Consider the following 24,749-nt stretch of genomic DNA (forward strand, 5'->3'; position numbering starts at 1 on the left):
AACCGCTTCCTTCGATACAAGCAAAAAAAAGCCGACCGAAGTCAGCTGTTCTTACATGATGGCGCCTGAAACAAGACTCGAACTTGTGACCTGCCGGTTAACAGCCGGATGCTCTACCGACTGAGCTATTCAGGCATCTCCTCAATGCCTATTTATAATAGCATTCCCCTTTTCAAAACGCAAATCTTTTTTTCATAAATTTTCTTTCGCCGCGCAGGCTCTTATCGTCCCTCTTTTTTCGGATTTGTGCTAAAATCGTTTGCGAGGTGATACCCATGGTCAAAGCAATCATTATGGATATGGATGGAACCCTGCTGGATTCTACCAACACGATTCCGCCCGCCACAAAGCAAAAGCTTTTCGAACTGCAAAAAAAAGGCGTGCGGCTCATTTTAGCAAGCGGGCGCTCTTATACGCGGCTTCTTCCTTACGCCAGAGAGCTGGAAATGGAAAAGTACAACGGCTTGCTCATTGAAGTGGATGGCATCGCGTGGTACGACTTGTCGACCGGAAAGCGCCATGTGCTCAAAAAAATGAAGCCCGAAGAAATCGCGTCCATCTTCCAGTATTTAATGAATATGGAATGCGAAACGATGGCCTGCTTCGACGACGGGTTGTTCGACTTCTTCCCGCAAAGTTTAAAAACCGTCAAGGAAGCCATTCGGCAAGACCAGCATCTTCCAATCGACTATCCCTGGACCGCCGGTCCGTGGAGCTGGCTTGCCGACATGCGCGACGGTTATCCCAACATCAAATACATTCAAGCCGTCGAGGAGATCACGGCTCCCATCAACAAACTGCAAATCATGCAGGAAGAGGAGCCGCTGCTCGCGATTTACGACGATTTGAAGCAAAAATACGGCAACAAGTTCGAGATTTTTCGAACGACGCCCAGACAGCTCGAAGTGCTGCCCTACGGCTTCTCCAAAGGAAAGACTTTGCTGTATTTAATGAATCTGAACGGCTGGGAAGCCGACGAAGTCGTCGCGTTTGGCGACGGCGAAAACGACATTTCCATGTTCGAAGTCGTCAAGGACTCGTTCGCGATGGAAAACGCCAAAGACTTTGTGAAAGAAAAAGCCGCGCATGTCACCCGTTCCAATCACGAGGATGGAATCGTCCACGCCCTCAAAACATTGGGATACTAAAAGAAAGGTTTTGACATGGCTTATATCGTTTTACTCATCGGGATGGCTCTGCTCATCAAAGGAGCCGATCTCTTCGTCGATGGCAGCGCGTCCATCGCCTATCAATTTCACATTCCCACCTTTATCGTCGGCTTGACGATCGTGGCGCTGGGCACTTCGCTGCCCGAACTGAGCGTTTCCGTCACCGCCTCGCTGGCAGGAAGCAACGAGCTCGCCCTCTCCAACGTCATCGGCAGCAACATTTTCAACACCCTTGTCGTGGTGGGCTGCTCCGCGCTCATGCGCCCGTTTCTGATCGACCGGCAAATCGTCAAACGCGACTTGCTTTGGAACATCCTCATTACGTTTGTCCTTTTGCTGGCCGTCTTCAACCACCGGCTCAACTGGATCAACGGCGTCTGCTTCCTCGTCTTGCTGACGGTGTACATCGTTTCGCTCGTGCGCGACACCAAAGCGCACGAGCCAAAGGAAAACAACGAAGACGACGAGGCGAAAATCATGCCGGTTCCCAAAAGCGTCGCCCTGATTTGCGTCGGCGTGGCCGGCATCATTCTGGGTGGCAATCTTGTCGTCGACAACGCGACATGGATCGCCCAGACGTGGGGCATGTCCGAAACGCTTGTCGGGCTGACGATCGTTTCGGTCGGCACTTCGCTGCCTGAGCTGGTCACGAGTATGGTCGCCGCGAAAAAAGGCGAAAGCGGCTTGTCGCTTGGCAACGCCATCGGCAGCAACATCATGAACATCACGTTCATTCTCGGCGTCGCCTCGCTCTCTTCGACGATCCAGGTCACCGCGCTCAACTTGATCGACATCGTCATCTTGTGCGTGATCGCCGTGTTCCTTTATTTCATGACGATGCGCAGCGAGAAAATGTCGCGCGCCCGCGGCCTGCTCATGCTGTGCGCCTATATCATCTACGCCATTTATATCGTGTGGCGTTAAAAAAAGCCGTTTGACAACGCAAACAGCTCAATCCTCCCGTCTTCTGCGCAAGACGGGTTTTCTTTTGTCGATTTCCAGCAAAGGAAACAGGAAAATGAGAATCGGGTAAATTTCCAGCCGTCCCAAAAGCATGCAAAGGGACAAGACGATTTTCGACAGCGCCGAAAACAGCGCGAACGATCCGGTCGGCCCGCAAAGCCCCAACCCCGGTCCGACATTGCCAAGACACGTGTACACCGCCGTCAGCGTCGTTTCAAAATCAAAATCGTCAAGCGCGACCACGAGCGTCGCGGCCGCGATCAAAATCATCCACGCGCCAAAAAACGCCATGACCTGGTCGACCGTTTCCTTGTCCACGATCTTTCCATCCACCATGATCGCCTCCACTTTGTGCGGATGCCACAGCTTTTGCACGTTCAGCTTGATTTTCTTGAGAACGATCATCAGCCGCGTCACTTTCAAGCCGCCGCCCGTGCTTCCCGCGCACGCGCCAACGACCATCAAAAAAAACAAAATCATTTTCGACAGCGTCGGCCACAAATTGAAGTCCGCCGTCGCGTAGCCTGTCGTCGTGATGATCGACACGACTTGAAACGACGAGTACCGTAGCGATTCGGCCAGCGTATGGTATAACGGCAAGATATTGATCGTAATCGCCACGATCGACAACGCCACGATGCCAATATACCATCGGAGCTCCTCGTTTTTCAAAATCGGCTTAAAGTCCCGAAGAATGAGAAAAAAATACAAGTTGAAATTTATGCCGAACAAAAACATGAACACCGTGATCACGACTTCGAAATACACGCTGCCGTACGCGCCGATACTCGCGCCGTAAATAGCGAAACCACCCGTCCCGGCGGTACCAAACGTATTGCACAACGCGTCGAAGAGCGGCATGCCGCCTGCCAGCAAAAACAAAAGCTCGATGACCGAGAGCGCCATATACAACGCGTACAAAATCATCGCCGTCGTCTTTAGCCGCGAAACGAGCTTGGAAATCGTCGGTCCGGGCACTTCAGCCCGCATGATGTGCATCGTATGCTCGTTGTTTTTCGGCAAAAAAGCCAAAACGAACACCAGCACGCCCATGCCCCCGATCCAGTGCGTGAAGCTGCGCCAAAACAGCAGCGATTTGGACAGCGACTCGATGTCCGTCAAAATCGTCGCCCCCGTCGTCGTAAAGCCCGACACTGTTTCAAAAAAGCAATCCACCAGCGCCGGGATCTGCCCGGAGAAGTAAAACGGCAGGCAGCCAAAAAACGAGACGCAAATCCACACCAGGCCGACCGCGATCATCCCGTCGCGGGCGAAGTAAGCGTTTCGCTTCACTTTCAACCGCGACAAAAAGAGCCCGCACAGCGCGCACACGCCAATCGTGATCAAAAACGGCGAAAGCAAATGAAACTCCCGGTAACGCAAGGCGACAATGACGGGCAGCATCAGCAGTCCCGACAAGGCGATCAAGGCGAAGCCAATCATATTCAGAATGACCCGCCAGTTCAGCTTGTTGATGTTACGATTGAGCCAAAACGTCATTGATATCACTCAACCCTTTCCGTTTCGAAATCACGACGACCGTGTCCCCGCAAACGACCCGCGTTGCGCCCGTCGCGATGCGCGGCTCGCCTTTGTGCGTCACGAACGCGATCAAGATCCCCGGCTTGAACGCCACGTCTTTGATGGGGCGGTTGAGAAACCGGCAGTTGTCGCGCACCCGGAACTCGAGCAGCTCGATCCGCTCGTCTTTGAGCTTGACGAGCGACTCCACGTTGCTGCCTAGCGAGTTTTGCATCGCCCGCACGTAGGAAACGATGTGGTCGGCGGTAATGTTTTTCGGGGTGATCGCGTTTTCAAGCCCAAGCTTTTCCAAAATGAATCCCAGCTCGACGCGGTTCACTTTGGGAATGACGTGCTCGATACCCTTTGAGTTGGCGAACATGGAAATCATGACGTTTTCCTCGTCGTTGTCGGTCAGGGCGATGAACGCGTCCATGTTTTCGAGGTTTTCCGACAAAAGCAGCTCGTGGTCGGTTCCATCGCCATGAATGATGGTCACGCGCGGAAATTTCTCCACAAGCGCCAGACACTTCTCCCCGTCCTTTTCAATGATTGTGACGTCAATGCCTAAATCCAGCAGCATGGACGTCAAATAATACGTGATCCGGCCGCCTCCGACGATCATCACGTCTTTGATCTTGTCGTTTTTCAAGATCCGCAACTCGTTAAAGAAGGATTGCAGCTCCTTCGTGCGCCCGGTCAGCGCCACCTTGTCCCCCTTACGAATAACGGTCGTTCCGTTGGGAATGAGCAGCTCCCCTTCCCGCTCGACGATGCAAAACAACACACTTTGGCGGTACATGTTCGCGATGTCTATGACTTTCCGGCCAGCCAGCGGCGAATTTTCAAAAATCTTGATTTCCGCGATTTCCAGCCTCGTCTTGGCGAACGACTGCGTCCGGATCGAGGAAGTGAACCGCAGCGACCGGCGGATCTCCCGGGCCGCGACAAGCTCGGGATTGATTTCCAGCGAAAGCCCCAGCTCTTCCTTGACCATGTTCAGCGAGCCGACATACTCGGGGGAGCGGATGCGCGCGATCGTGTGCCGCGCGCCCAGCTTGCGGGCCAGCAGGCAGCTGATAATATTGATTTCATCTTTGGATGTCGCGGCGATCACGACATCGGCGTGCTGGGCGCCCGCCTCTTTCAGCGTTTCCGGCGTGGCCCCGTTGCCAAGCACGCCGACGACATCCAGCGAGTTGATCGTCTTTTCCAGAACGGACGCCTTGTTGTCGATCACCGTCACGTTGTGGCCTTCGTGATCCAGCTGGGTCGCCAGGGCGAAACCCACCTTCCCGTCGCCGATAATCACAATATTCATAATGTATTCTCCTTATAAACTTTCCGATATGTACTATCGTATCCACTTGTAAGCGCTTTTTCAATAAATATTCGCAAATAAGGCATCTTACTTGGTTCGATCTTGTACGATTTAGTATATTTTAAGTAGAAAATCCATAGAAAGGAGCTTTCCCATGTTAACAGATGTCGTCCTTTATACATTGATCGGCTACTTGTCCGGCAGTGTGCTATACTCTTTGCTTTATGTGAAAATGTTCAAACTTTCCGATATTCGGATCAACTCCCGCGACCACAATCCAGGCGTGGCGAACGCGTTTAAAAACGGCGGATTCGCATGCGGAACGTTCACGCTGGTCGGCGACTTTTTCAAAGCGTTCCTTCCGGTCTACCTCTATTTGCATTTGACAAGCCACTCGCTTTCGTCGATTGGCGCCGCCCTCGTCATGGTCGCGCCGGTCATCGGCCACATTTACCCGCTCTTCCACGATTTTAAGGGCGGAAAAGGCATCACATCCTCCTTCGGAAGTCTGGCGGCCATCCTGCCGATTTGGCAGCCCATCGCGTTTCTGGCAATTTTATTCTTGTTCTTTTCGTGCATTTTGGTCATTAAGCCCAACTACTACCGCACGCTTGTCACGTATATCGTGTTCCTGCCTTGCATTTTGACGCTGAATATCAACGTTTCGGTTGGAACCGGCGCCCTGCTGATCGCGTCCGCCATCATCGTCCGGCTGCTGACAAGCAAGGAGCATAAAGAAGAATTCAGCATGGAGCCGATATGGAAGCGCTAGTGTTGTCCTGCTCCACCGGAGGAGGACACAACGCGGCGGCGAAAGCCATCGTCTCGCAGCTTAAGGAAAGTGGCCATACCGTCACTTTTTTTGATCCCTACTCGCTCCAAAGCGACCATCTCGCCCACGTTGTGGGCACGACGTACATGACGTTTGTGCAGCATACGCCGGATTTGTTTGGCTGGGTGTATCGAATCGGCGACGCGTACTCCCGCATGCAAAAAAAGATTCCCATCCACTCTCCGGTGTACTGGAAGCAAAAAAAGACGTCCCGGCTCCTCGAGGCGTATTTGCGTGAGCATCCGTGCGATGTGATCATCACGACGCATTTGTTTGGCGGCGAAATTTTGACCCAGCTCAAAAACCGGCACATTCCGCTGCCGCCGGTTTACTTTGTCGCCACCGACTACACGTGTTCCCCGTTTGTCGCGGAAGTGGACGCGGACTATTTCGTCATCCCGAGCCCCAAGCTGGAAGACGTATTCGTCAAGGCGGGCATTCCAAAAGAAAAGCTGCTTCCATTCGGCATTCCGACGTCCAAGCCGTTTCACGAGAGCCGGACGCCGGAAGAAGCCAAGCAGGAACTTGGTTTGGATCCAAAGAAAAAATACTTTCTTCTTTCGGGCGGCAGCATTGGCGTGGGCGATATCAACGACACGATCGACGAACTGCTGACGTTCATTCTCTCGCACAAGGACTACGAGATTCTCGTGCTGGTGGGCAACAACTTGCATTTGAAGGAAAACCTGGAAATCGCCTACAAGGGCGTGCGCCCATTGCATTTGATCGACCCCACCGACAAGGTGTACGACTACTTGTCGGCTTGCGAAGTTTTGATCGCCAAGCCGGGCGGTTTGTCCTCGACCGAAGCCGCCGTGTCGCAAATCCCGTTTTTGATCATCACGCCAATTCCGGGATGCGAGGACAAAAACGCGCAGTTCTTTCAGGACAACGGGATGGCGATTTGGGTCAAAGACGTGCAAAACGACTTGCTCGTCGATTTGATGAAGGCACTCGATCCACGCGAACGGCAGCGGATGATCGAGGCAGACAAGCGCGTGATCGACCCGCTGGCCGCGCGAAAACTTGTCGAATTTATTGAAAAAAGACACTAGGACTCGATGCCTAGTGTCTTTTGCATATGCGTGATAACGCTGTATTGGTCGGATGGGCCAATCACGTCTTTGGCTTTTTGCTTCGCCGTTTCGCTGGCGTTGGCAGGCGCATAGGCGTGCTCGAACAAGCCAAGCATTTCCAAATCGTTGCCGCCGTCGCCATACACGGCAATCTCGTCCGGGTCGATTCCAAGCCTGTTTCCAAGCCGCAACACCGCCTGTCCTTTGTTGACGCCGTGCGCGGTCAGCTCGTACAGGCCGCTTCCGCTTGGTGCGTTGGCGATTTCCTTTTCGTGGACGGCAAGAAAGGCGTCCAGATGTCTGGTGTCCATGCCCGGATCGACCCGCAAATTGATTTTGCAGACGTCGGCGTCCAAAATTTGCTGTTTTGTGGCAGCGAACTGGATGCGCGGCAAAAAGTCGCGCATAAAGCGCTCTTTCCACAACGCGTCGGCGCTCGTATCGACTTTGCGGGTAAAATACGTTTCTTTCGAGTAGCGGGTGTACGTTTTGTCCGGTGTCACAAAATCGAACGCGTACTCGGGCAGCTCGTCAAGAAGGCGGGCAAGAACCGGTTTCGGCACGCAGGACATGGCGAGAACCGCGTCGTTTTTGTCAAGAATAAGCGCGCCATTCATGCAAATCTTGTACACGTCGGATTCGATTTCCGGGATCGCGCATTGCTTGTTTCCGCGTCCGGTCGCGATGGCGAAGGCGGCGCCTTCGGCCAGCAAGCGGCGGATCCCGTCGACGATTCGCTCGTCGAATTGATGATGGGCGTTGAGCAGCGTTCCATCCAAATCGCTGGCAAAAAGACGGATCATCGGGCGTTTTCCTCCTTTGGACTGGACAGCACTTTTTTATAATACCGGGCGAACAAGATGCATGTCGTCAAGACGGCCAGGGTGTCCGCGACCGGCTCGGCCAAAAAGACGGCGAACGTCTGGTCGCTTAGCAGGGCCGGCAAAAGGTAAATGAGCGGAATCAGCAGGAACACTTTGCGTAGCAACGCCAAAAACAACGACGTCTTCGCGTTGCCTAGGGCGATAAACGTTTGCTGGCAGGCGATTTGCGCGCCAAAGATGAGCGACATCGCCATGTAAATGCGCAACGCCCAGCACGTGTAGTTCATTAAGTTGGCGTCGTTGGTGAACAAGCCGGCGAGCACTTGCGGCGCGAACATCGAGATCGCCCACACTGTCGTCGAGTAAATGAGCGATACGAGCAGCAAGATCCGGAACGTGGATTTGATGCGGTCGTACTTGCCGGCGCCAAAGTTGAACGAAATAATCGGCTGCGAGCCTTGGGTCAAGCCTTGGAGCGGGAGCATGGAAAACTGCATGACGGAGGCAAGAATCGCCATGGCGCCCACCGCCGTGTCGCCTCCGTACTTGAGCAGCGACGAGTTGAAGCAAACGCTAAGCAGACTTTCCGTAATTTGCATGACGAATGGCGACAGGCCGAGCATGAGGCATGGCGCGATGACCGCGATCGACAGTTTGAAAAACCGCTTGCGGATGTTCAGGTAGCTGCGGTTCGAGCGCAAAAACCAAAGCACGAACACCGCGGACAAGCATTGCGAAGTAATCGTGGCGATGGCCGCCCCTTTCACGCCTAAATGAAAACCAAAAATCAAAATCGGGTCGAGCACGATGTTGGCAATCGCTCCGATCAGGACACTCGTCATGCCGTACGTCGTGTAGCCCTGGGTGTTGATAAAAGCGTTCATCCCCAGCGCCGTTTGAACAAAAATCGTTCCCAGCGCGTAAATGCGCAAGTAGTCTAGCGCGAATGGCAGCGTGCTTGGGCTGGCTCCAAAAAGATTCAGCATTGGAACAGCGAATATCTCGACGAGAATCGTCAGCAGGACGCCAAACACAATCAGGAGAACAAAGCAGTTCGACATGATGTGCTCCGCGTTTTCTTTTTTGTTTTTGCCAAGCTCGATCGCAGCGCGCGGAGCCCCGCCCATGCAGACCAGACTCGAAAAGGCGGAAATCGCCATGATGACCGGCATCGTGACGCCGACCCCTGTCAGCGCAAGCGCGCCATGATCGGCAATGTGGCCGATGTACATCCGGTCCACGACGTTGTACAAAACGTTGATGACCTGGGCGATAATGCTTGGCAGCGCAAGCGAAAACAGTAGCTTGACGACAGATCCGGTTCCCAGATCGACAGATTTACTTTTTTGTTTCATCAAATATTTTTGGAGTGGATACACGCGATCGTTTCGTGGGAGGAAACTCCAATCTCTCCTTTCGGTTTCGTATCCCTTGCTTTCCTCAATCACACAGACGGGTATGCTTTCACATACCCATTTCTGTCTTTTCACTTTTTAAAGCGGATTTATGAGAACCCATGAGGGTACGTTTTTTTTACCCGGTCCCGCTTTCTATTCCTCATTATAGCAAACCCCATCCGCTTTCGAAACACAAGCTTTACGATTGAATTTCAAAAACCACTCTTTTATCATAAGAAATACAGGAGGTCATGTGCCATGAAAAACAACAACAACCGTGTCGACGGCCAATACGCTGAAAATTTAATCGAGCGCGAAAAAGCGGACGCCGAGAAAAAATGGAAAGAATTTGAAAAATTTAAAAACGAAAAAGATCAGGAATTCGAAAAGGATCTTGCCCGCGACCACGCCGAGCTGGACGCCAGCGCTGAAAAAGTGAAAGAAAAAATCGAGAAAATCGAAGAAGACATCAAAAAAGACATTCACTAAACCAATGAGCGAAAGCTCATTTTTTTAATAGAGTAGGCCCCTGTCTGTGCCTTGAAGAGTTCCTCCCCGCTCATTCTACTCCGGTTCTCTGTGTTCTGTTTTATCAGATTCTTGTAAATCGTTTTTGGCCTTTTCCAGATTATCATCAGCCAAGATCTGATTTCATATACTCATGACTGTTCCTCCATTCTATTCACATACCCGGTATCTGTGCTCCCATGTCTTTTTTCCTATGCTCGTTACGATTCGCATTTTTAATCCATTTCACTTTCGAATTCCATATCGCTAGGCAACACTCTGCAAACAATCGTTCCTTCATCCTGAATAGGACGATTCGTTTGCATTCCAAACTTGCTTCTATGTCGATCATATCACTTTCAGCTAATTCGCTCGATTCGGACATCAAGGAGTCCAGAAACGCGGGCATCAACTTTTATCTTGGCAAGCCAATCAATCCCGACTGTCTGAAAAATGTTATACTTCTGTATAGACAAAAAATAAGCAATAATCGTAAATCAATTTATGATATTGTAAATAAGAAAAGGAAAGCAACAAGATGAACAAAATAGAGAAAATACTTTTTATTATGATATGGAGTATCGGTTTGATCGGATGTTCAGGCAGTGTGCCTGAATCAACACAGCCGGCAGAAAAAGCCGAATCAGACCAAGAAATTGAAACGCTATTTCCTTCAGAACTGGATTTAGATGCATATTCTGAAGGAATGATCAAAAGTACGAGCTTATGGAAAGCGGAAAAAGATTTGCCTTTATTTACTCGGGATGAAGGCGGGCGGGATGTAGTTTCTGCCAATGAAAAAATCAACGAAGGAGAAGAGTTCAGGATCCTTTTTCCTGCTACATTTCCACTTCAAGATGCTGATAGTGAAAAAGTTTATGGATATTTACCTGACAAACAAAAATATGTTCTGATTTATGATCAAAATCTTAAGGCGTCCTTGATCAACGGTGCGGAATGGGATGGCAAATCACTAATCCAGCGAAAGCAGAATATAAAATTATATGATCAGATCGACGGAAAGAATATTTCTGCGAATTCAGAACAGCAGATTTTTAAGAATTTTGATTCAGGAGAGCAAAACATGCCATGGCTCAAAACAAACGAAGGATGGATGCCGTTATACGACGAGAAGGGTCCGACATTTTTTTCGGTCATTAATGGTATTGTGGTCGGTAATTTTGCCCGTAGCACAACAATGAAAGAGGTATATGATCGAATCGTGATGATGAAACAGTTCGATGTCTATAAGGGCACTTTTAGCTGGGGATATGCTTTAGCAAATTTATCAGACAGTGAATGTCCTGCTTTGCTTATTGTTTCAGGTGCATACAATAAAGACTTAAAAATAGAAGTCTATGGCGATTCTTCTAATGTGATAACTAGTCAATCAATCGGATCATTTTCAATGGAAGACAGTATTCTTTATCAAAATAAAGATCATACACTGCTACGGTTTCAAAACGTAAACGGCCAGAAAACGGTAACAAAAATTTCATCCCAGAATAGCGAGCTGAAAGAAACAGCGCTAACTCAGGACAAAATTGCCAAACTGGATTTTGACAATTTAAAAGAGATTCAGTTTACCAATGTTTATGACCCGTCAGGTTTAGATTCGCTTAAGCAATATATAGCTGGAAATTTATATCCGGATTTTGATTTTGAGAATCATGGATATGTCAATCCTTCTTTGAAAAAAGAATGGCTGCTAAACTATGATATGACAATTCGTGAAGAGCCAGACCGTAATTCTAAAAAAATTGGAAATTTATCAAAGGGTGAAAAAATCAAAATATCCGATATCGTCGAAGATGACAGCGAATCCTGGGGAAATTTGACTACTGGCGGTTGGGTATGTTTAAAAGATATTCAATACGATTATGCAGATCCAATGTCAAGCAACGCCAAAGACTGGAAAACAGCTTATAAAGAAATCCTGGATAATGAAGCCAATAAAGAAAAGTATGCGAATATCTTAGAATATGCCCCGTTATGGTACTTGTGGCAAGATAGCGGATTCGATGTACCGGTGCTGGCAGTAAAAACCGGTATATGCGAAGCAGATTATATACTGAAATTGTACGTATACAAGGATGACTCAATTAAAAAAATCGGTGAAACTTCTGCTTCTCATGCCGGCTTCTATTCAACCGAAAACTCTGGAGTTTTTGAAAGAGTTATGGGACATATGGGTACAGAAAGCGTTGATCGAATCACAGTTACAGCAAATGATATGGAAGAAGAAAATTTATCTTCCCGTCAGGATGTTCTGGATTACTACAAACCAGACGGACAATTCTGGGAATTCCAAAATGTAGAAGCATTTGAATAAAGACGTTGCTTATGAACGATGGTTCTAGCAGAAGTTTGTTTTGGAATCCCTTAAATGGAAGGAAAATTTAAATCCTTCCTTTTTTTGTAGATCTTCCTATCTTTAACATGTATTCCCGTCTCTACTTACACAAATGATGGAAAACATACAGCTCGCTATGGAGAAAAGGAAATCCTTTGAATCCCCTTTAGAAAGAGTGGTCATGATCTCTCGTTTTATGAACGCCAAGGATATCGAAACTATCAAAGCATTATTCAAAAAGGTCCAGTTCGTGATTCTGGATACGATCATGCTGAGAGAATATTTGTTTTTCAATCTTACTTCGAAAACAAAAGAAGAAACGATTGGAGAAATGATTTCAAAAATAAAACAATATTTCCCCTTGCCATCCGACTTTTACGAACAAGTGATGGATTGCGAAGCAAAAACAAGTACCGAATTCGAAGGAAAAATTACCATTGCTCATCCGTTGTCAACGGCTGATCTTCCCGGATTTATCGCGATCGCCAGACATGAAAATCAATTCTTTGGAAAAGAAAACCCGTACAGCACATTTTCCTAATATGCAGTTCCCAAGCCACCAATCCAATGATTTATCGTAAATTAAGCGCAATCATCAAAAAGCCGAAACTGACCCAAACGCTTTAGGAACCGAATTCTTTGAAGAGTAATTTTTCATTAAAAAAAAGTTGCCTTTTTAGCAACTTTTTCTTCTCTCAATACCCAACCGTTCCCTCGATCATGTTGGCCGTGGACTTGAATTGGCCCATTGCTTCCGGATCGCTTAAATCCGGCAGGCTTTTTGTCATGGTGTCGCGGATGCTTTCATCCTGCTCCTGCCAGCTTCGCGTTTCCTGCGGACCGTGCACGTTTTTTGTCAGCGCCCAGATCAATCCTAGCGCAACCACACATGCCGCGACGATTCCTATGATTTTGATTGTTTTGTGTTTCATCTTTTTTCTCCTGAAGACTGTCGTTTCTTTGTGCGTTTTTTTATAAGAATGGTACCATTTTCAAATTTATTATAGTTTTAATATTATTCCTTTTTCAATCTCGATGCTTATTTTTCTTATTTATCGTCCGGTTTTTCCTATGCCACAAAAAAAAGCCGAATGACTTCGGCTTACATGAGAAACTGGGAAGGCTCGATTACCTGATGGCCCGGATGCCAGAACAGGAAATTTTGCGACCCTTCGTCTTTGGCGATAGTTTTAAAAAACTCGTTGGAGGATTGGTAATTCCATCCAAACTCGTTGGTGTCGGTCAAATACTGAATGCCCTGGTCGCTGACGTAGCCGACAATGCAGTTGGGCGCGTCGATAATAGTCCAAACATACGATTGATTGGTGAGGATTTGCTCGATGTCGTATTTCAACGCGTCGATTTCCTCCAGCGTGTCATCGTAAATTTTTCGCCATTCCCCAAACGCGAGAATCGCCTGTTCCGTCCCTGTCTGCAAATATAAGTTTTCTTCTCCGCACTCGTTAATGACGACGATGATTTCCTCGTCATCGCTTAAACTGGCGAACTGATGCTGTTGATTATTAAAGATCTCCAAGGTTTCTTCTTTCAAAAATTCCCTTAACGCGATTGAAATGCGATTCATATATCAGCACCTCCTTGCCTATGAGCTGATTTCCTACCTTAATAAAACCATGTTTTTCCTTCCGAAAAAACCAGAATGCCTTAAAAGACAAAAAAAGCAGGTTTTATTCCTGCTCAAGTAATCGAATCATCAATTCGTTGAACGCCTGCGGCTCGCACCATTGCGGATAGTGGCTCGATTCCTCGAACCAAAACCACTGTTTCGCCGACGTGATCTTGTCATAATATGTCTTCGCCAGCGCCGAGGACAGGCGTTTGTCGTGGCGTCCTTCCACGAATACGACCGGCACGTCGAACCGCGTCGTCGACTCAAAGTCGACTTGCATGATTTCCGGCCACAGCTTGCGGACGCTTTGCTCGATTCCCTTTCGATAGCGCTGGTAGTCGAACATCGTGTACGCCGGACAGCGCAAATAAATATGCTGCAAGCTGAACTTGTTTTTTTGATCGTACAAGCAGCCTTTCAGACGGGTGATTTGCTTATCCAGCCGTTCGAGATCCTTCATCCAGCGCTCGCCGGAAAATGTCGGGTCGATTTTCAACAGCCGGTTCGCGACGTTGCGCGGGGAGTTTTCAATCGCGTAACGCAGACGCAGACGCATCGCCTTCTCCATGTTCACGACTTGCGAACAGCCAATGTATTTCCGCACCGTTTCCGGATACTTTTGAATATAACGCAAGCCGATGATCGTTCCAAAATCGTGCGCGAGCAAATACACTTTGTCCTGATGGAACCGGCCGGTTAAATACGCCGTCAAAGCCCGCAAATCCTCGACGTAGTCGTCGATGACGACTTTCTCGTTGACGCCAAACTCGTAAAACGATTTCCCGGCTCCACGCTGTTCCCACACCACAAACGTGAAGTGCTGGGCCAGTTCTTTTTGATAATGCATCAGCAAAGGCAAAGCGGCCTCGCCCGGTCCGCCATGTACATACACGAGCAGCGGCAGCCCTTTTTTTTGCGCCATAATCGCGACATACTGAAACACCCCGTTGATTTCAATCAATCTATTTTCATTCACACTCATCTTTCGCTCTCCATGTTTTGTGGAAGTATACCACGACTTTTCCCGTTCCCGCAATCCGAAAAAGAAAAACAGCCCGAAAGCTGTCAATCCAAATCGTTTCCATTGGAGGCGATGACCTTTTTATACCAGTAAAACGAATCCTTCGGCGTCCGTTTCATCGTGCCTTCGCCTTTATCATCCATATCCACGTAAATAAAGCCGTACCGTTTGCGCATCTCGCCTGTGCCCGCCGACACCAGGTCGATGCAGCCCCACGTCGTGTACCCAATCAAATCAACGCCTTCGGCGATCGCCTGATCCATTTCCTTTATGTGCTCGCGATAATAGTCGATTCGGAACGGATCGTGAATCGAGCCGTCCTCCTCGACGATGTCGTAGGCGCCCAGCCCGTTTTCCACGATCATGATCGGCTTATGGTAGCGGTCGTTGATCACTTCCAAAAAATAGCGCAGGCCTAGCGGATCGAAGCCCCAGCCCCAATCCGAATACCGCAAGTATGGATTGCGCGCGCCTTCCACGTTGTTGCCGCCCGCTTTCTCCTCCACGTCATGCGTCGTAATCGTATTGGACATATAGTAGGAGAACGTGTAGTAGTCCACCGTTCCCTCTTTTAAAATTTTCCGGTCCTCATCCGTGATGTCCAGCTCGACATCGTGTTCCTGCCACAGCCGCTTGGAAAAAACCGGATACTCGCCCTTGCATTGGACGTCGCCGCAATAAAAAATATTTTTCTCCCATTGGTGGCGGTTCAGCATAATGTCCTTTGGATCGCACGTGGCGGGATAAAACGTAATGCCGCAAATCATGCAGCCGATCCGGTTTTCCGGGTCAATCGCATGCCCGACCTGCACGGCCTTGGCGCTGGCGACAAACTGGTAGTGCAGCTGCTGGTACGCGGCCCGGAACTCCTCGTTGTCCGCCTCGTGTCCCCACATATCGAGGAACATAATCGTGTTGTTGATTTCATTGAACGTCAGCCAGTATTTGACAAGTCCCTTGTACTCCTCGAAGCACGTCTGCGCGAAACGGACATACAAGTCGATCAAATCCCGGTTGTTCCACCCCTTCATTTTCTCTTCCAAATACAGCGGCGTGTCAAAATGCCAAATCGTCACGAGCGGCTCGATACCATGGGCTTTCAATTCCTTGAACACGTTGCGGTAAAACTCGACGCCTTCCGGATTGGGCGTTTCCTCGATGCCGTTTGGAAACAACCGGCTCCAGGAAATCGACATGCGAAACACCTTGAATCCCATTTCGGCAAACAAACCGATATCTTCTTTCCAATGATGATAAAAGTCCGTTCCTTTGTGGTTTGGATAGTAATAATCCTCCAGCACTGCGTAGGACGCCCCCTCGGGTAGCGTAAATCCGTGGCTTGGACTCGCGTGCGGACTGCCGTACTTGTCGATCCACGTAACCATCCGCGGCGAGTCGACGGTTCCACCCGTCGTCACATCCGTCAGCGCCGGTCCGCGGCCGCCTTCGTTCCAGCCCCCTTCATACTGGTTGGCGGCTGTGGCGCCGCCCCATAAAAATCCATTTGGAAAATGACTCATTGAAATCCCCTTTCTGTTGTTAATCGTATCGCCTATTCAAACCCATTTTATCCGATTTTTAATGAAATGAAAACGATTTCTAGTCATTTTTCGAGGTTATTTATCCAGCAGGCGCCGCGCTTGCTCGAACACTTTCGCGCAATCCGCCCGACCATACGCGGCCATGTCGATAACATCCACCGGAATCGACACCCGCTTCATGACGTCTTTCTTGCGGTATCCGGCTTGCGGCGCCATCAGGATGACGTCGTATTCGCCCGCCACCTTTTCATAGGCATGGCCCATTTCCCCAACCGCCTCGATCGTAAGCGGCTCGTCGTGTTCCGCGGCGTATTGACGCATTCTTTCCATCAGCACCGAACTCGACATGCCACCCACGCAAATCAGTAAAATTTTCATAGTCTCTCCTTTCAAAAAAAAGGTTCCGAAGAACCTTTTCTAATCCAACTCTTTTCCGTTGGACGCGATCACTTTTTTGTACCAGTCGAAGGAATCCTTCTTTTCCCGATGCAAGTCGCCGTTGCCGTCGTTGTCCTTATCCACGTAAATGAAGCCGTACCGCTTCTTCATCTCCCCCGTGGACGCCGAAACCAGATCGACGCAGCCCCACATCGTATAGCCAAGCAAATCCACGCCATCCTCGATCGCCTCGCCCATTTGCTCGATGTGCTTGCGCAAATAGTCGATTCGATACACGTCGTGGAACTTGCCGTCCTCGCCACGCACATCGACCGCGCCCAAGCCGTTTTCCACGATCATGAGCGGAATCTCGTACCGGCCATAGACGTCATTCAAATACCAGCGCAGCCCTTCCGGGTCGATTTGCCAGCCCCATTCGCTCGTTTCCAAATACGGATTCGGAACGCCGGCGAACACATTGCCTTTAGCCGCCTTCAATTCCTCGTCCACCGTTTCCGTCGACGACATATAGTAGGAGAACGAGTAGAAATCGACCGTTCCATTGAGCAGCTCGATTTCATCGTCCGTCGTGATATCCAAATGGATATCGTTCTCTTTGAAAAAGCGTTTCGCAAAATACGGATACACACCGCGCACCTGCACATCGCCGCAAAAATAATTCGACATGTTGTTTTTGTTTTGCGCGGCAAGCGCGTCTTTTGGATTGCACGTGTACGGATACGCCAGCCCGCCCGCGATCATGCAGCCAATCATGAAATTCGGATTGATCGCATGACCGATTTGCACGGCTTTCGCGCTGGCGACAAACTGATGGTGCAGCGCCTGGAACCGCTTTTGGACTTGTTCGTGCGTTTCGCTCGCGCCAAAGTCCATCACATCCGATTCGGGCACCATGCCCAGTCCCATAATCGTTCCAAACGGCATCATCGCGCAGTTGATCTCGTTAAACGTCAGCCAGTATTTGACCTCGTCCTTGTACTCCTGGAAGCACGTCGTGGCGTAGCGGACGAAATGGTCGATGACTTCCCGGCTCGCCCAGCCATTGTACTTCTCGGTCAGCGCCCATGGCGTTTCATAGTGCGAGAGCGTGACGAGCGGTTCGATTCCGTATTTCCGGCATTCCTTAAAAACGTCATGATAAAACGCAAGACCTTCCTCGTTTGGCGTTTTATCGTCCCCGTTGGGATAGATCCGCCCCCAGTTGATCGACAGCCGGAACACGTTGAATCCCATTTCCGCCATCAGCGCGATGTCCTCCTTGTAACGATGATAAAAGTCCACCGCTTCGTGGCTCGGGTAATACGTTCCCTCTTCGATTTCCCGTGTCCACCGCCGCGGCGTGCTGACCGTACCTCCCGTTATGTGGTCCGGCACGCTGGCTCCTTTTCCCCCATCAAGCCAGCCGCCTTCGTACTGATTGGCCGCCGTTGCGCCTCCCCACAAAAAACCAGCGGGGAACGCGTAAGTTTTCTCTCCCATTTTTTCTCCCTTTCGCTTTCTTTGTTACGCTCGATTACCGGCGTACATCTCGATCATCTCTTTGATCGTTTCCGTCGCCAGCAGACTGCTCATCAGGTGGTCCTGCGAGTGCTCCAGCCAAGTTTCTACTTCTTTTTCGCTTCCCTGTACGAAATGAAGCAGATCGCTTTCCGCCTCCTGCGCCAAAGTCGTCGCTCCATCGCTTTGCGCGATCAGCTCTCGTGCTTCATCAAGGTTCCCGGCCTTCATTTGCTTCAGAGCTTTGTACGCCAAATTTTTGGCTTTTCTTGCGTTTCTCAGAATTGAGAAAGACATCATATCGAGTTTTGTGTCCATAATTTTCCTCTTTTCCTCTTACTCAAGTAAACTTTGTACTTTTATTTTACTCAGGGAAACCTTTGGTGTAAAGCGTTTTCACCTCTGAAAATGAAACAGTCACAACGTTTCAGAGTTTGCCAGAAATATATATAACATAAAATGTTTTTTTACGGTACTAAAACGCACGAAAAATGCCTTACCTGTCGGGAATTTTGACTTGGCAAGGCAATGTGGTTGAAAAAATACGCTCCGCTTTCACCCAACCGTGAAAAACAATGGTATCCTTTTGTTTCTATTTCGCGTTCTCAAAAAGAATCTGATAGTTATATAAAGCACCAATCAAATTGGAATCGTTAAAATGCTTGCATACACCCACTTCGGTGCGAGGCATCGGAACCGGCACCGCGTCATAGTAGGCGTTCGTCTTTTCGCGGATGGCTTCCACGACGCGCGGCTGCTTCGAGATCCCGCCGCCAATCAAGATGCGCTCCGGATTCAAAATGCACGTCAAATTGTAAATATGGCCGGCGATTCCATTGACCACTTCGTCGAACACGGCGTGGGTCTGCTCGTCCTGGGCGTCCAGCAGCTCGAACACTTTGAATCCATCCACCTCTTCGGCTGGCAGGCCTTTCTGGTCCGCCACCTTTTTGGTCAGCGACGCCGTGCTGCACGCGTTGGCAAAGCAGTTGGCAAATCCTTTCACGTTGACGTCGTTCATCAAAAACGACAATTCGCCCGCGAAGAAATCTTTTCCTTTGACGACGCGGCGGTTCAAAATGATGCCGCCACCGATGCCTGTGCCCAAAATGATGACGACGCCATCGTTGCAGTCGGCCAGGTTGCCTTTCCACACTTCGGCCAGCGCGGCCGCTTTTCCATCGTTTTCAATCGAAACGCGGATCGTTTTTCCGGTTCGCTCGAACACGGCGTTTCGCACGTCGTCGGCCAGCGGCGTGTTGTAGTTGAAGGACAACGCGCCAGGCGTGTATACAAATCCGGTCGCGGAATCAATGTTTCCAGGCACCGACATCGCGATGCCATCCACCTGATCAGCGTGCGCCTCGAACAAGTCGACGAGCGCCGCGATGAAATGTTCTCTCGTGTCAAGCGGCGTTGGCACCGAACCTTTGGACAAAATATTCGCCTCGTTGTCCATCACGGCGTACTTGATAAACGTACCCCCTACATCAATCACTAGTTTATTCATAATCCAAGTTCCTCCATTACCAAAAATGTATCATAAATCTTTGAAAGCGTTAACAAAAAAAATCTCCCGATTCGGGAGATTCGCTCGCTAAATACGAATGATATGGACGGTGGAAAAGTTGGCGTCGCCTTTCAAATACACGTACTGCGTGCCTTCGGGCAGCGGCACTCCTTCCTCTTGAATGCTGCCAAACATCGCGTGCAGTTCGTTGTGCACAACCCAGTTTTTGGGAATAAAGATCTTGAGATCGCAAAAGCCGGCGTCGACGATGACTTCGAGGTTCTCGTCTTTGAATCCGACCTGATCCAAATAGACGCTCATGGCGCAAAACGAAGGCGTCAGGTACACTTTTTCAATGGCGTTTCCCCGCAAGTAATGGGACGAGGAATTGAACGCGCTTTTGACTTCGATGATTTCGTTTTCCGCGTCGTTAAAATACACATCGCTCGTGTCGGCGCTTGCCGAAGGGACGCCTGGCTTGCTGAAAAAATGGACGCCGATGAGCACGAGCACCGTGGCGAACGCGATCGTTCCAAACGAGAGGAACCAAAATCCCAGCGTGTTTTTCCAAATCAAAAACAAGACGACGCCCGCGATGATCATGCCGCTCCGGTCCTTTTTCCGGCGGCTTTCCATAAACAGCAGCACGAAGAAGATCGAAACGGCGACTTTCCACAAAAAGCCGGCCAGATGGAAAATGCCGAAACCATTCAAGATCACGAGAATCGCGCAAACGATAAAGAACGCACCCCATACCCAGTTTTTATTTCCGTTGTTATTCATAATACTTTCTCATTTCCTCCAGTTTCTCTTTGAGCGGTTTGTAGTACTGTCTGGACGCGTACACGTGCTTGAACGTGTTTTGAAACTCGATCAGACAGGTTGACATGTTTCGCGTCAGGGCGAAAATTTTTTCGACGTTGACGATGGCCGATTTCGAGATGCGCAAAAACATGCCCGGCAAAATCGTTTCCAGCTCATACAACCGATAATCCGTGTGGTAGATGTCGCCGGCCGTATGCGCCACGACTTCTTTGGCGTCCGTTTCGAAAAACAAGACGTCGTGCAAGTCGATATAGTACTCCGTGGTTTCCTTAAACATGGGGAAGGTCGTCTGTTTGCGCTGAAGCAGGCTCTCGATCGCTAAAACTTTCTCGTTGATTTGCGGACATTTAATCGTAATCTCGATATCCTCGTACGATTCGTCGATATCCAAGTGTATTTTCATGTTCCTTTTATATCACACTCTTGAAAAAAGGGATACCTGGTTTTTCCAAGTGGTTCGAATCGTCGGCCAAGTCGCTTGTTTTCGCGCACAAAAAAAGCCGCGTTTCGCGACTTGATTTCTACTCTTGCCTGTTACTTTTTTCGTCCGTCTGGATTTTCGCGACGGTGGCGTACCGGACTTGATGGTTTTTGATTTGAACGATTTCGAAGCGCAGCCCGTCTTTTTCAAAGCCAAATCGTTCGCCATCGTCGGGTACGCGACAGAGCGTTTCGTAAATGAGCCCGTTAAGCGTCCCGGTATCCTCGGGTTCGATTTCGACGCCTGTGGCTTCCATGATTTCATCGAGCGGCACGTTGCCGATCAGCTTCCAGCGGTCTTTGCCGGCCGGTTCGATCCATTCGGTTTGCTCGTCGTCGTTGAGATCGCCGATGAGTTCCTCGATCAAATCGTTCATGGTGATGATGCCGCAAACGCCGCCGTACTCATCGAGCACAATCGCCATTTTTTCTTTGTCCTTTTTCATATTGCGGAACAATACGTCAGCTTTTAAGTTTTCGGGTACAAAATACGGCTCGGATACGGCGTGCGTCATGACGGCTTCGCGGCTGTGGTCTTTGAGGCGGAAAAACTTTTTCGCGTTCAAGACGCCGACAATCGTGTCTTTTGTTTCGTGGTACAACGGAAACAGCGAATGGGAGCTGCGCATGATTTGCTCGTCCCATACTTGCTCGGTGTCCATCATATTGAGCATTGTGACGTCTTTGCGGTGCGTCATCACGTCTTTGATTGGCAAATCGTCAAATTCAAACACATTTTGGATCCATTCGTTTTCCTCGTGGTCGATCGTTCCTTTCTCGCTTCCCGCTTCCACCATGAGCCGGATCTCTTCCTCGCTTACTTCCTCGCTGCCTTCGTCGGGGTCGATGCCAATCAACCGCAACACCGCGTTGGTGGAGATTGTCAGCAAGGAGACAAGGGGCTTGAAAATCTTGGAAATGACGGTAATCAAACCGGCGACCGATAAAGCCAGCTGGTCTTTTTTGCGCATGGCGACTTGTTTTGGTACGAGTTCTCCAAACACGAGCGTGAAATACGACAAAATGATCGTGATCACAATGACGGCGATCGTGTCGAGAATGGCCGGGGAGATGCCGACGCCCATGTTGACGAGCCAGTCGACAATGTACTCGGAAAAGTTGTCGGCGGCGAAGGCGCTTCCTAGAAATCCGGATAGCGTGATGGCGACTTGAATCGTCGCGAGAAACCGGGAAGGATCGCAAACTAAATTCAAAAGCTTTTTCGCTTTGCGGTTTCCTTCGTCCGCCATTTTTTCGATTTTGTTTTCATTGACCGAGATCACGGCGATCTCTGCGCAAGCAAATACGGCATTCAAGGCGATGAGCACGACTTGAAGCAAAAGCATCCACAATATACTACTGTCCATATGTGTTTTGTTTCTTTAACCTCTTTCTTTGTTTTTGGCAACATTATACCAAAACTGTCGGATTCTCAAAACGGAATGCTCAAAACAAAAAAAACGCCCGGGAACAAAAGAAGCCAAAGAAAAATCATTTTCTGAATAAATCACTGTGACTGCCTGTCCTCGATAAAGTCAGAACCAATACATCCTCTTCAATACGGTAAATCAGCAACCAATCCGGCTGGATATGACATTCACGATGCCCTGTCCAGCTTCCGGTCAACTCATGATCCTTATTTTTTTCAGGTAGTTTCTCCCCCATAGCGAGAACAGCAACAATATCCTTTAGCAAACCGATTCTCAAACCACGCTTGATTGCGAGTTTGTAGTCCTTTGTGACATCCTCCCCCGCCTGAAGAGGCGGGGGCTTCCTTTCGCATAAAGCGAACAGTCGGTTCTCGTTCGATAATACTACTGTACTAAGCATAAGCGAGCTAACCCCGTGTGTCCCACGGTTTTTATGTATATGGCTATGCGTTTATGATACGCATACCCTCGTTTCTGATATTTATTGCGGCATTTATATCCCTGTCGTGATGAGTACCGCACTCAGGACAATCCCACGCACGAGTACTAAGATTTTTTGTTGCCGTATTTTTGTAGCCGCAGACATTGCAAGTCTGACTGCTTGCGAAAAACTTATCCACTTTTACAAGTTTTTTGCCTGATACTTCCAGTTTGTACTGTAAGAATGTCACAAACATTCCCCAGCCGTTATCACTTACCGATTTGCCGAAGTTTAGACACCTGGACATCGCTTTCATATCAAGGTCTTCTATACAAACACAATCATAGGCATTGGTTATCTGCCTTGACTGTTTGTGAAGGAAGTCCTTGCGCTGATTTGCGACTTTTTCATGCAGTTTGGCAACCCGGATACGCTGTTTATCACGGTTTTTTGAGCCTTTTTCCATTTTTGAAAGTTTACGCTGTTCACGTTTCAGCTTTCTTTCCGCTTGACGGTAGTACCTCGGATATTGCGGCTCATTGCCGTTACTGTCCTTGTACAGCTCGCGCATAGAAAAATCCATTCCCAAAAATTTGTGCGGCTTTGTTTCCTGTACTTGGTTTTCATACTCGAACAAAATGCTTGCATAGTATTTTCCGCTCGGAGTTTGACTGACTGTTACGGATTTCAGTTTATAATCGGACGGGATGTTTCTATGCTGTTTCAATTTGACAAAGCCTATTTTAGGCAATTTGATACAGCCATTTTCAATAGAGACAGAACCCTTTTGGTTATTTGTAGTGTAAGAATTTCTGTTTCTGTGTTTTGATTTGAATTTCGGAAATCCTGTTTTCGGGCTTCTGAAAAAGTTGTTATACGCTTTCTGCAGATTCATCTGTGCGTTGGCAAGCGCTAAACTGTCAACTTCTTTGAGCCACTCAAACTCTGCCTTATATTGTGCAGGGGTATTCTTTAGTTTTTGTTTGGTTTCTTCATAATACTTGATTTTATCGGACAGCATTTTATTGTAGATAAATCGGACACAGCCGAATGTCTTGGCAAACAAGATCTTTTGCTCAGCATTCGGATATATTCTGAATTTATATGCTTTGTTTGCCATGTTTTTCACCTCTTTTTTCGCTTGTCTTCCTGCCCCTGTGTTTCCATAACTTTTGTCTTATTTACGGAAATTCTTTCTTCAAAAGCCGACTACTGGCACTTTTGTATGCGTTTATGGATTTGCTTATTTCACTTTTCGGGTGAGCCTTGAACAGAATATGCGCATGGTCTTTATCATGATTCCATTCCTGTAAGGTTAAATTGTAATGGGGAGCAATATACTCAAATATTTCTTTAGTCCTCTTGGAAATTTTATCATCAAATACTTTTCTTCGATATTTCACAACAAGCACAAGATAATCGTATAACAAAAACACCGAAATGTGCATTACTATCGAACTTCATAAGTCTATCGGCCTTTCCTGTTTTCGACTGATTTTATTGTAACCTATTATTTTCTATTTCTTGGCAAATAGAATGGGACGCAATTCATCCCCACTTTAGAAGTGTGGGACTTCTTGCTACAAAGGTTAAATCGCGTGGCGATCTTGACAACATACTTTGTCTCTGTCATTTTTCAAGATCGGCAAACAGTTCATCCAAATTGGTATAGCCTTTCACGGATGGATCTTTCGCAATCCTTTCTGCCTCCAACATGGCGGCAATCGTCTCCTTGTTAGGCTGGTTGAGAGTAATATCAAAAGGTATCCCGCCTTCCCGAAGTGACTGACGGACAAAGATATTAAATGCTGTAGAAATATTCATACCGAGTTCGTTAAATAGCGCATCTGCCTGCGCTTTGAGGTCCGAATCCATACGGATACTGATATTCGTAGTAGAGTGTGCCATGTTCTCCTCTCCTTTCATATTGGTAATTATACTATATTATAGTTTGCACGAAAAAACCAATACACAGCACGAACTTTAACAACTTATATAAGTAAATCTATCTAAAAACGCCGCAAACCAAACA

25 protein-coding genes, 1 tRNA gene and 1 pseudogene are annotated in these 24,749 nt (G+C 48.6%); 7 read left to right on the forward strand and 20 right to left on the reverse strand.

All coding sequences use genetic code 11. The annotated features are described in order from the left end of the window. Nucleotides 1-59 precede the first annotated feature (59 nt). A tRNA-Asn gene (locus E5336_RS03440) sits at nucleotides 60-135 on the reverse strand. Between the two features lie 140 nt (nucleotides 136-275). Here E5336_RS03440 and E5336_RS03445 point away from each other — a divergent pair. Together E5336_RS03445 and E5336_RS03450 are read left to right on the forward strand one after the other, a co-directional pair. Then, the gene (locus E5336_RS03445; protein ID WP_135979686.1) at nucleotides 276-1,148 is read left to right on the forward strand and encodes an HAD family hydrolase; all 873 of its coding nucleotides are present in this window, start codon (nucleotides 276-278) and stop codon (nucleotides 1,146-1,148) included. A gap of 15 nt (nucleotides 1,149-1,163) precedes the next feature. Beyond that, complete coding sequence (locus E5336_RS03450) at nucleotides 1,164-2,093, forward strand: calcium/sodium antiporter (RefSeq protein ID WP_135979687.1); 930 nt, start codon at nucleotides 1,164-1,166, stop codon at nucleotides 2,091-2,093. Nucleotides 2,094-2,120: 27 nt separating this feature from the next. Here E5336_RS03450 and E5336_RS03455 read toward each other — a convergent pair whose 3' ends face one another. Together E5336_RS03455 and trkA are read right to left on the reverse strand one after the other, a co-directional pair. After that, a complete protein-coding gene (locus tag E5336_RS03455) occupies nucleotides 2,121-3,632 on the reverse strand; it encodes a TrkH family potassium uptake protein (RefSeq protein WP_135979688.1) in 1,512 nt (503 codons plus the stop codon). Further along, on the reverse strand, nucleotides 3,610-4,974 hold the full coding sequence (trkA, locus tag E5336_RS03460) for a Trk system potassium transporter TrkA (protein ID WP_135979689.1): 1,365 nt from the start codon (nucleotides 4,972-4,974) through the stop codon (nucleotides 3,610-3,612). The genes E5336_RS03455 and trkA overlap by 23 nt, the downstream gene beginning before the upstream one ends. Before the next feature lie 154 nt (nucleotides 4,975-5,128). On the opposite strand from trkA, the gene E5336_RS03465 reads away from it, so the two are divergent. Further along, on the forward strand, nucleotides 5,129-5,746 hold the full coding sequence (locus tag E5336_RS03465; protein WP_135979690.1) for a glycerol-3-phosphate acyltransferase: 618 nt from the start codon (nucleotides 5,129-5,131) through the stop codon (nucleotides 5,744-5,746). Then, nucleotides 5,734-6,861, forward strand: a complete 1,128-nt coding sequence (locus E5336_RS03470) for an MGDG synthase family glycosyltransferase (protein WP_135979691.1) — start codon at nucleotides 5,734-5,736, stop codon at nucleotides 6,859-6,861. Before E5336_RS03465 ends, E5336_RS03470 begins: the two co-directional genes overlap by 13 nt. Here E5336_RS03470 and E5336_RS03475 read toward each other — a convergent pair. Further along, nucleotides 6,858-7,685 (reverse strand): HAD-IIB family hydrolase, encoded by an 828-nt coding sequence (locus E5336_RS03475; protein WP_135979692.1) that lies wholly within the window; start codon nucleotides 7,683-7,685, stop codon nucleotides 6,858-6,860. The two genes, E5336_RS03470 and E5336_RS03475, sit on opposite strands and share 4 nt — an antisense overlap. Continuing rightward, on the reverse strand, nucleotides 7,682-9,061 hold the full coding sequence (locus E5336_RS03480) for an MATE family efflux transporter (protein WP_277820768.1): 1,380 nt from the start codon (nucleotides 9,059-9,061) through the stop codon (nucleotides 7,682-7,684). Before E5336_RS03480 ends, E5336_RS03475 begins: the two co-directional genes overlap by 4 nt. A 300-nt stretch (nucleotides 9,062-9,361) precedes the next feature. On the opposite strand from E5336_RS03480, the gene E5336_RS03485 reads away from it, so the two are divergent. From E5336_RS03485 to E5336_RS03495, 3 genes are all read left to right on the forward strand, one after another. Beyond that, a complete protein-coding gene (locus E5336_RS03485; RefSeq protein ID WP_135979694.1) occupies nucleotides 9,362-9,592 on the forward strand; it encodes a hypothetical protein in 231 nt (76 codons plus the stop codon). A 556-nt stretch (nucleotides 9,593-10,148) separates the two neighbouring features. Beyond that, nucleotides 10,149-11,942, forward strand: a complete 1,794-nt coding sequence (locus E5336_RS03490; RefSeq protein WP_135979695.1) for an SH3 domain-containing protein — start codon at nucleotides 10,149-10,151, stop codon at nucleotides 11,940-11,942. 133 nt (nucleotides 11,943-12,075) lie between these two features. After that, nucleotides 12,076-12,504, forward strand: a complete 429-nt coding sequence (locus E5336_RS03495; RefSeq protein WP_135979696.1) for a PTS sugar transporter subunit IIA — start codon at nucleotides 12,076-12,078, stop codon at nucleotides 12,502-12,504. 154 nt (nucleotides 12,505-12,658) lie between these two features. Here E5336_RS03495 and E5336_RS03500 read toward each other — a convergent pair whose 3' ends face one another. The 15 genes and pseudogenes from E5336_RS03500 to E5336_RS03570 all read right to left on the reverse strand — a co-directional run bounded on the left by E5336_RS03500 (nucleotide 12,659) and on the right by E5336_RS03570 (nucleotide 24,625). Further along, on the reverse strand, nucleotides 12,659-12,895 hold the full coding sequence (locus tag E5336_RS03500) for a hypothetical protein (RefSeq protein ID WP_135979697.1): 237 nt from the start codon (nucleotides 12,893-12,895) through the stop codon (nucleotides 12,659-12,661). Between the two features lie 170 nt (nucleotides 12,896-13,065). Continuing rightward, the gene (locus E5336_RS03505) at nucleotides 13,066-13,548 is read right to left on the reverse strand and encodes a hypothetical protein (protein WP_135979698.1); all 483 of its coding nucleotides are present in this window, start codon (nucleotides 13,546-13,548) and stop codon (nucleotides 13,066-13,068) included. Nucleotides 13,549-13,651: 103 nt separating this feature from the next. Further along, nucleotides 13,652-14,575 carry an alpha/beta fold hydrolase gene (locus E5336_RS03510; protein WP_135979699.1) on the reverse strand — a complete coding sequence of 308 codons (924 nt, stop codon included), beginning with the start codon at nucleotides 14,573-14,575 and terminating at the stop codon, nucleotides 13,652-13,654. Nucleotides 14,576-14,658: 83 nt separating this feature from the next. Next, the gene (locus E5336_RS03515; RefSeq protein ID WP_135979700.1) at nucleotides 14,659-16,134 is read right to left on the reverse strand and encodes a glycoside hydrolase family 1 protein; all 1,476 of its coding nucleotides are present in this window, start codon (nucleotides 16,132-16,134) and stop codon (nucleotides 14,659-14,661) included. A 96-nt stretch (nucleotides 16,135-16,230) separates the two neighbouring features. Next, on the reverse strand, nucleotides 16,231-16,533 hold the full coding sequence (locus E5336_RS03520; RefSeq protein WP_135979701.1) for a PTS sugar transporter subunit IIB: 303 nt from the start codon (nucleotides 16,531-16,533) through the stop codon (nucleotides 16,231-16,233). 39 nt (nucleotides 16,534-16,572) lie between these two features. Further along, the gene (locus E5336_RS03525; RefSeq protein ID WP_135979702.1) at nucleotides 16,573-18,033 is read right to left on the reverse strand and encodes a glycoside hydrolase family 1 protein; all 1,461 of its coding nucleotides are present in this window, start codon (nucleotides 18,031-18,033) and stop codon (nucleotides 16,573-16,575) included. Nucleotides 18,034-18,057: 24 nt separating this feature from the next. Next, the gene (locus E5336_RS03530) at nucleotides 18,058-18,369 is read right to left on the reverse strand and encodes a PTS lactose/cellobiose transporter subunit IIA (RefSeq protein WP_135979703.1); all 312 of its coding nucleotides are present in this window, start codon (nucleotides 18,367-18,369) and stop codon (nucleotides 18,058-18,060) included. Between the two features lie 274 nt (nucleotides 18,370-18,643). After that, nucleotides 18,644-19,561 (reverse strand): ROK family protein, encoded by a 918-nt coding sequence (locus E5336_RS03535; protein WP_135979704.1) that lies wholly within the window; start codon nucleotides 19,559-19,561, stop codon nucleotides 18,644-18,646. Between the two features lie 87 nt (nucleotides 19,562-19,648). Next, nucleotides 19,649-20,344 (reverse strand): LiaF transmembrane domain-containing protein, encoded by a 696-nt coding sequence (locus E5336_RS03540; protein WP_135979705.1) that lies wholly within the window; start codon nucleotides 20,342-20,344, stop codon nucleotides 19,649-19,651. Next, entirely contained in the window at nucleotides 20,337-20,789 is a 453-nt protein-coding gene (locus E5336_RS03545; protein ID WP_135979706.1) for a LytTR family DNA-binding domain-containing protein, read from the reverse strand. The genes E5336_RS03540 and E5336_RS03545 overlap by 8 nt, the downstream gene beginning before the upstream one ends. A 118-nt stretch (nucleotides 20,790-20,907) precedes the next feature. Then, a complete protein-coding gene (locus E5336_RS03550; protein WP_277820769.1) occupies nucleotides 20,908-22,233 on the reverse strand; it encodes a hemolysin family protein in 1,326 nt (441 codons plus the stop codon). A gap of 124 nt (nucleotides 22,234-22,357) precedes the next feature. Further along, nucleotides 22,358-22,696, reverse strand: coding sequence for a type II toxin-antitoxin system YafQ family toxin (locus E5336_RS03555; protein WP_135979707.1), 339 nt, complete (start codon nucleotides 22,694-22,696; stop codon nucleotides 22,358-22,360). Between the two features lie 43 nt (nucleotides 22,697-22,739). Beyond that, nucleotides 22,740-23,837, reverse strand: a complete 1,098-nt coding sequence (gene tnpB, locus E5336_RS03560; RefSeq protein WP_135979708.1) for an IS200/IS605 family element RNA-guided endonuclease TnpB — start codon at nucleotides 23,835-23,837, stop codon at nucleotides 22,740-22,742. 64 nt (nucleotides 23,838-23,901) lie between these two features. Next, nucleotides 23,902-24,181 (reverse strand): annotated as a pseudogene (gene tnpA / locus E5336_RS03565) (IS200/IS605 family transposase); the annotation flags it as partial. A gap of 165 nt (nucleotides 24,182-24,346) precedes the next feature. After that, complete coding sequence (locus E5336_RS03570; protein WP_135979709.1) at nucleotides 24,347-24,625, reverse strand: type II toxin-antitoxin system RelB/DinJ family antitoxin; 279 nt, start codon at nucleotides 24,623-24,625, stop codon at nucleotides 24,347-24,349. Nucleotides 24,626-24,749: the final 124 nt, after the last annotated feature.

It is taken from the genome of Dubosiella muris, from assembly GCF_004793885.1.
GTDB classification, from domain to species: domain Bacteria; phylum Bacillota_I; class Bacilli_A; order Erysipelotrichales; family Erysipelotrichaceae; genus Dubosiella; species Dubosiella muris.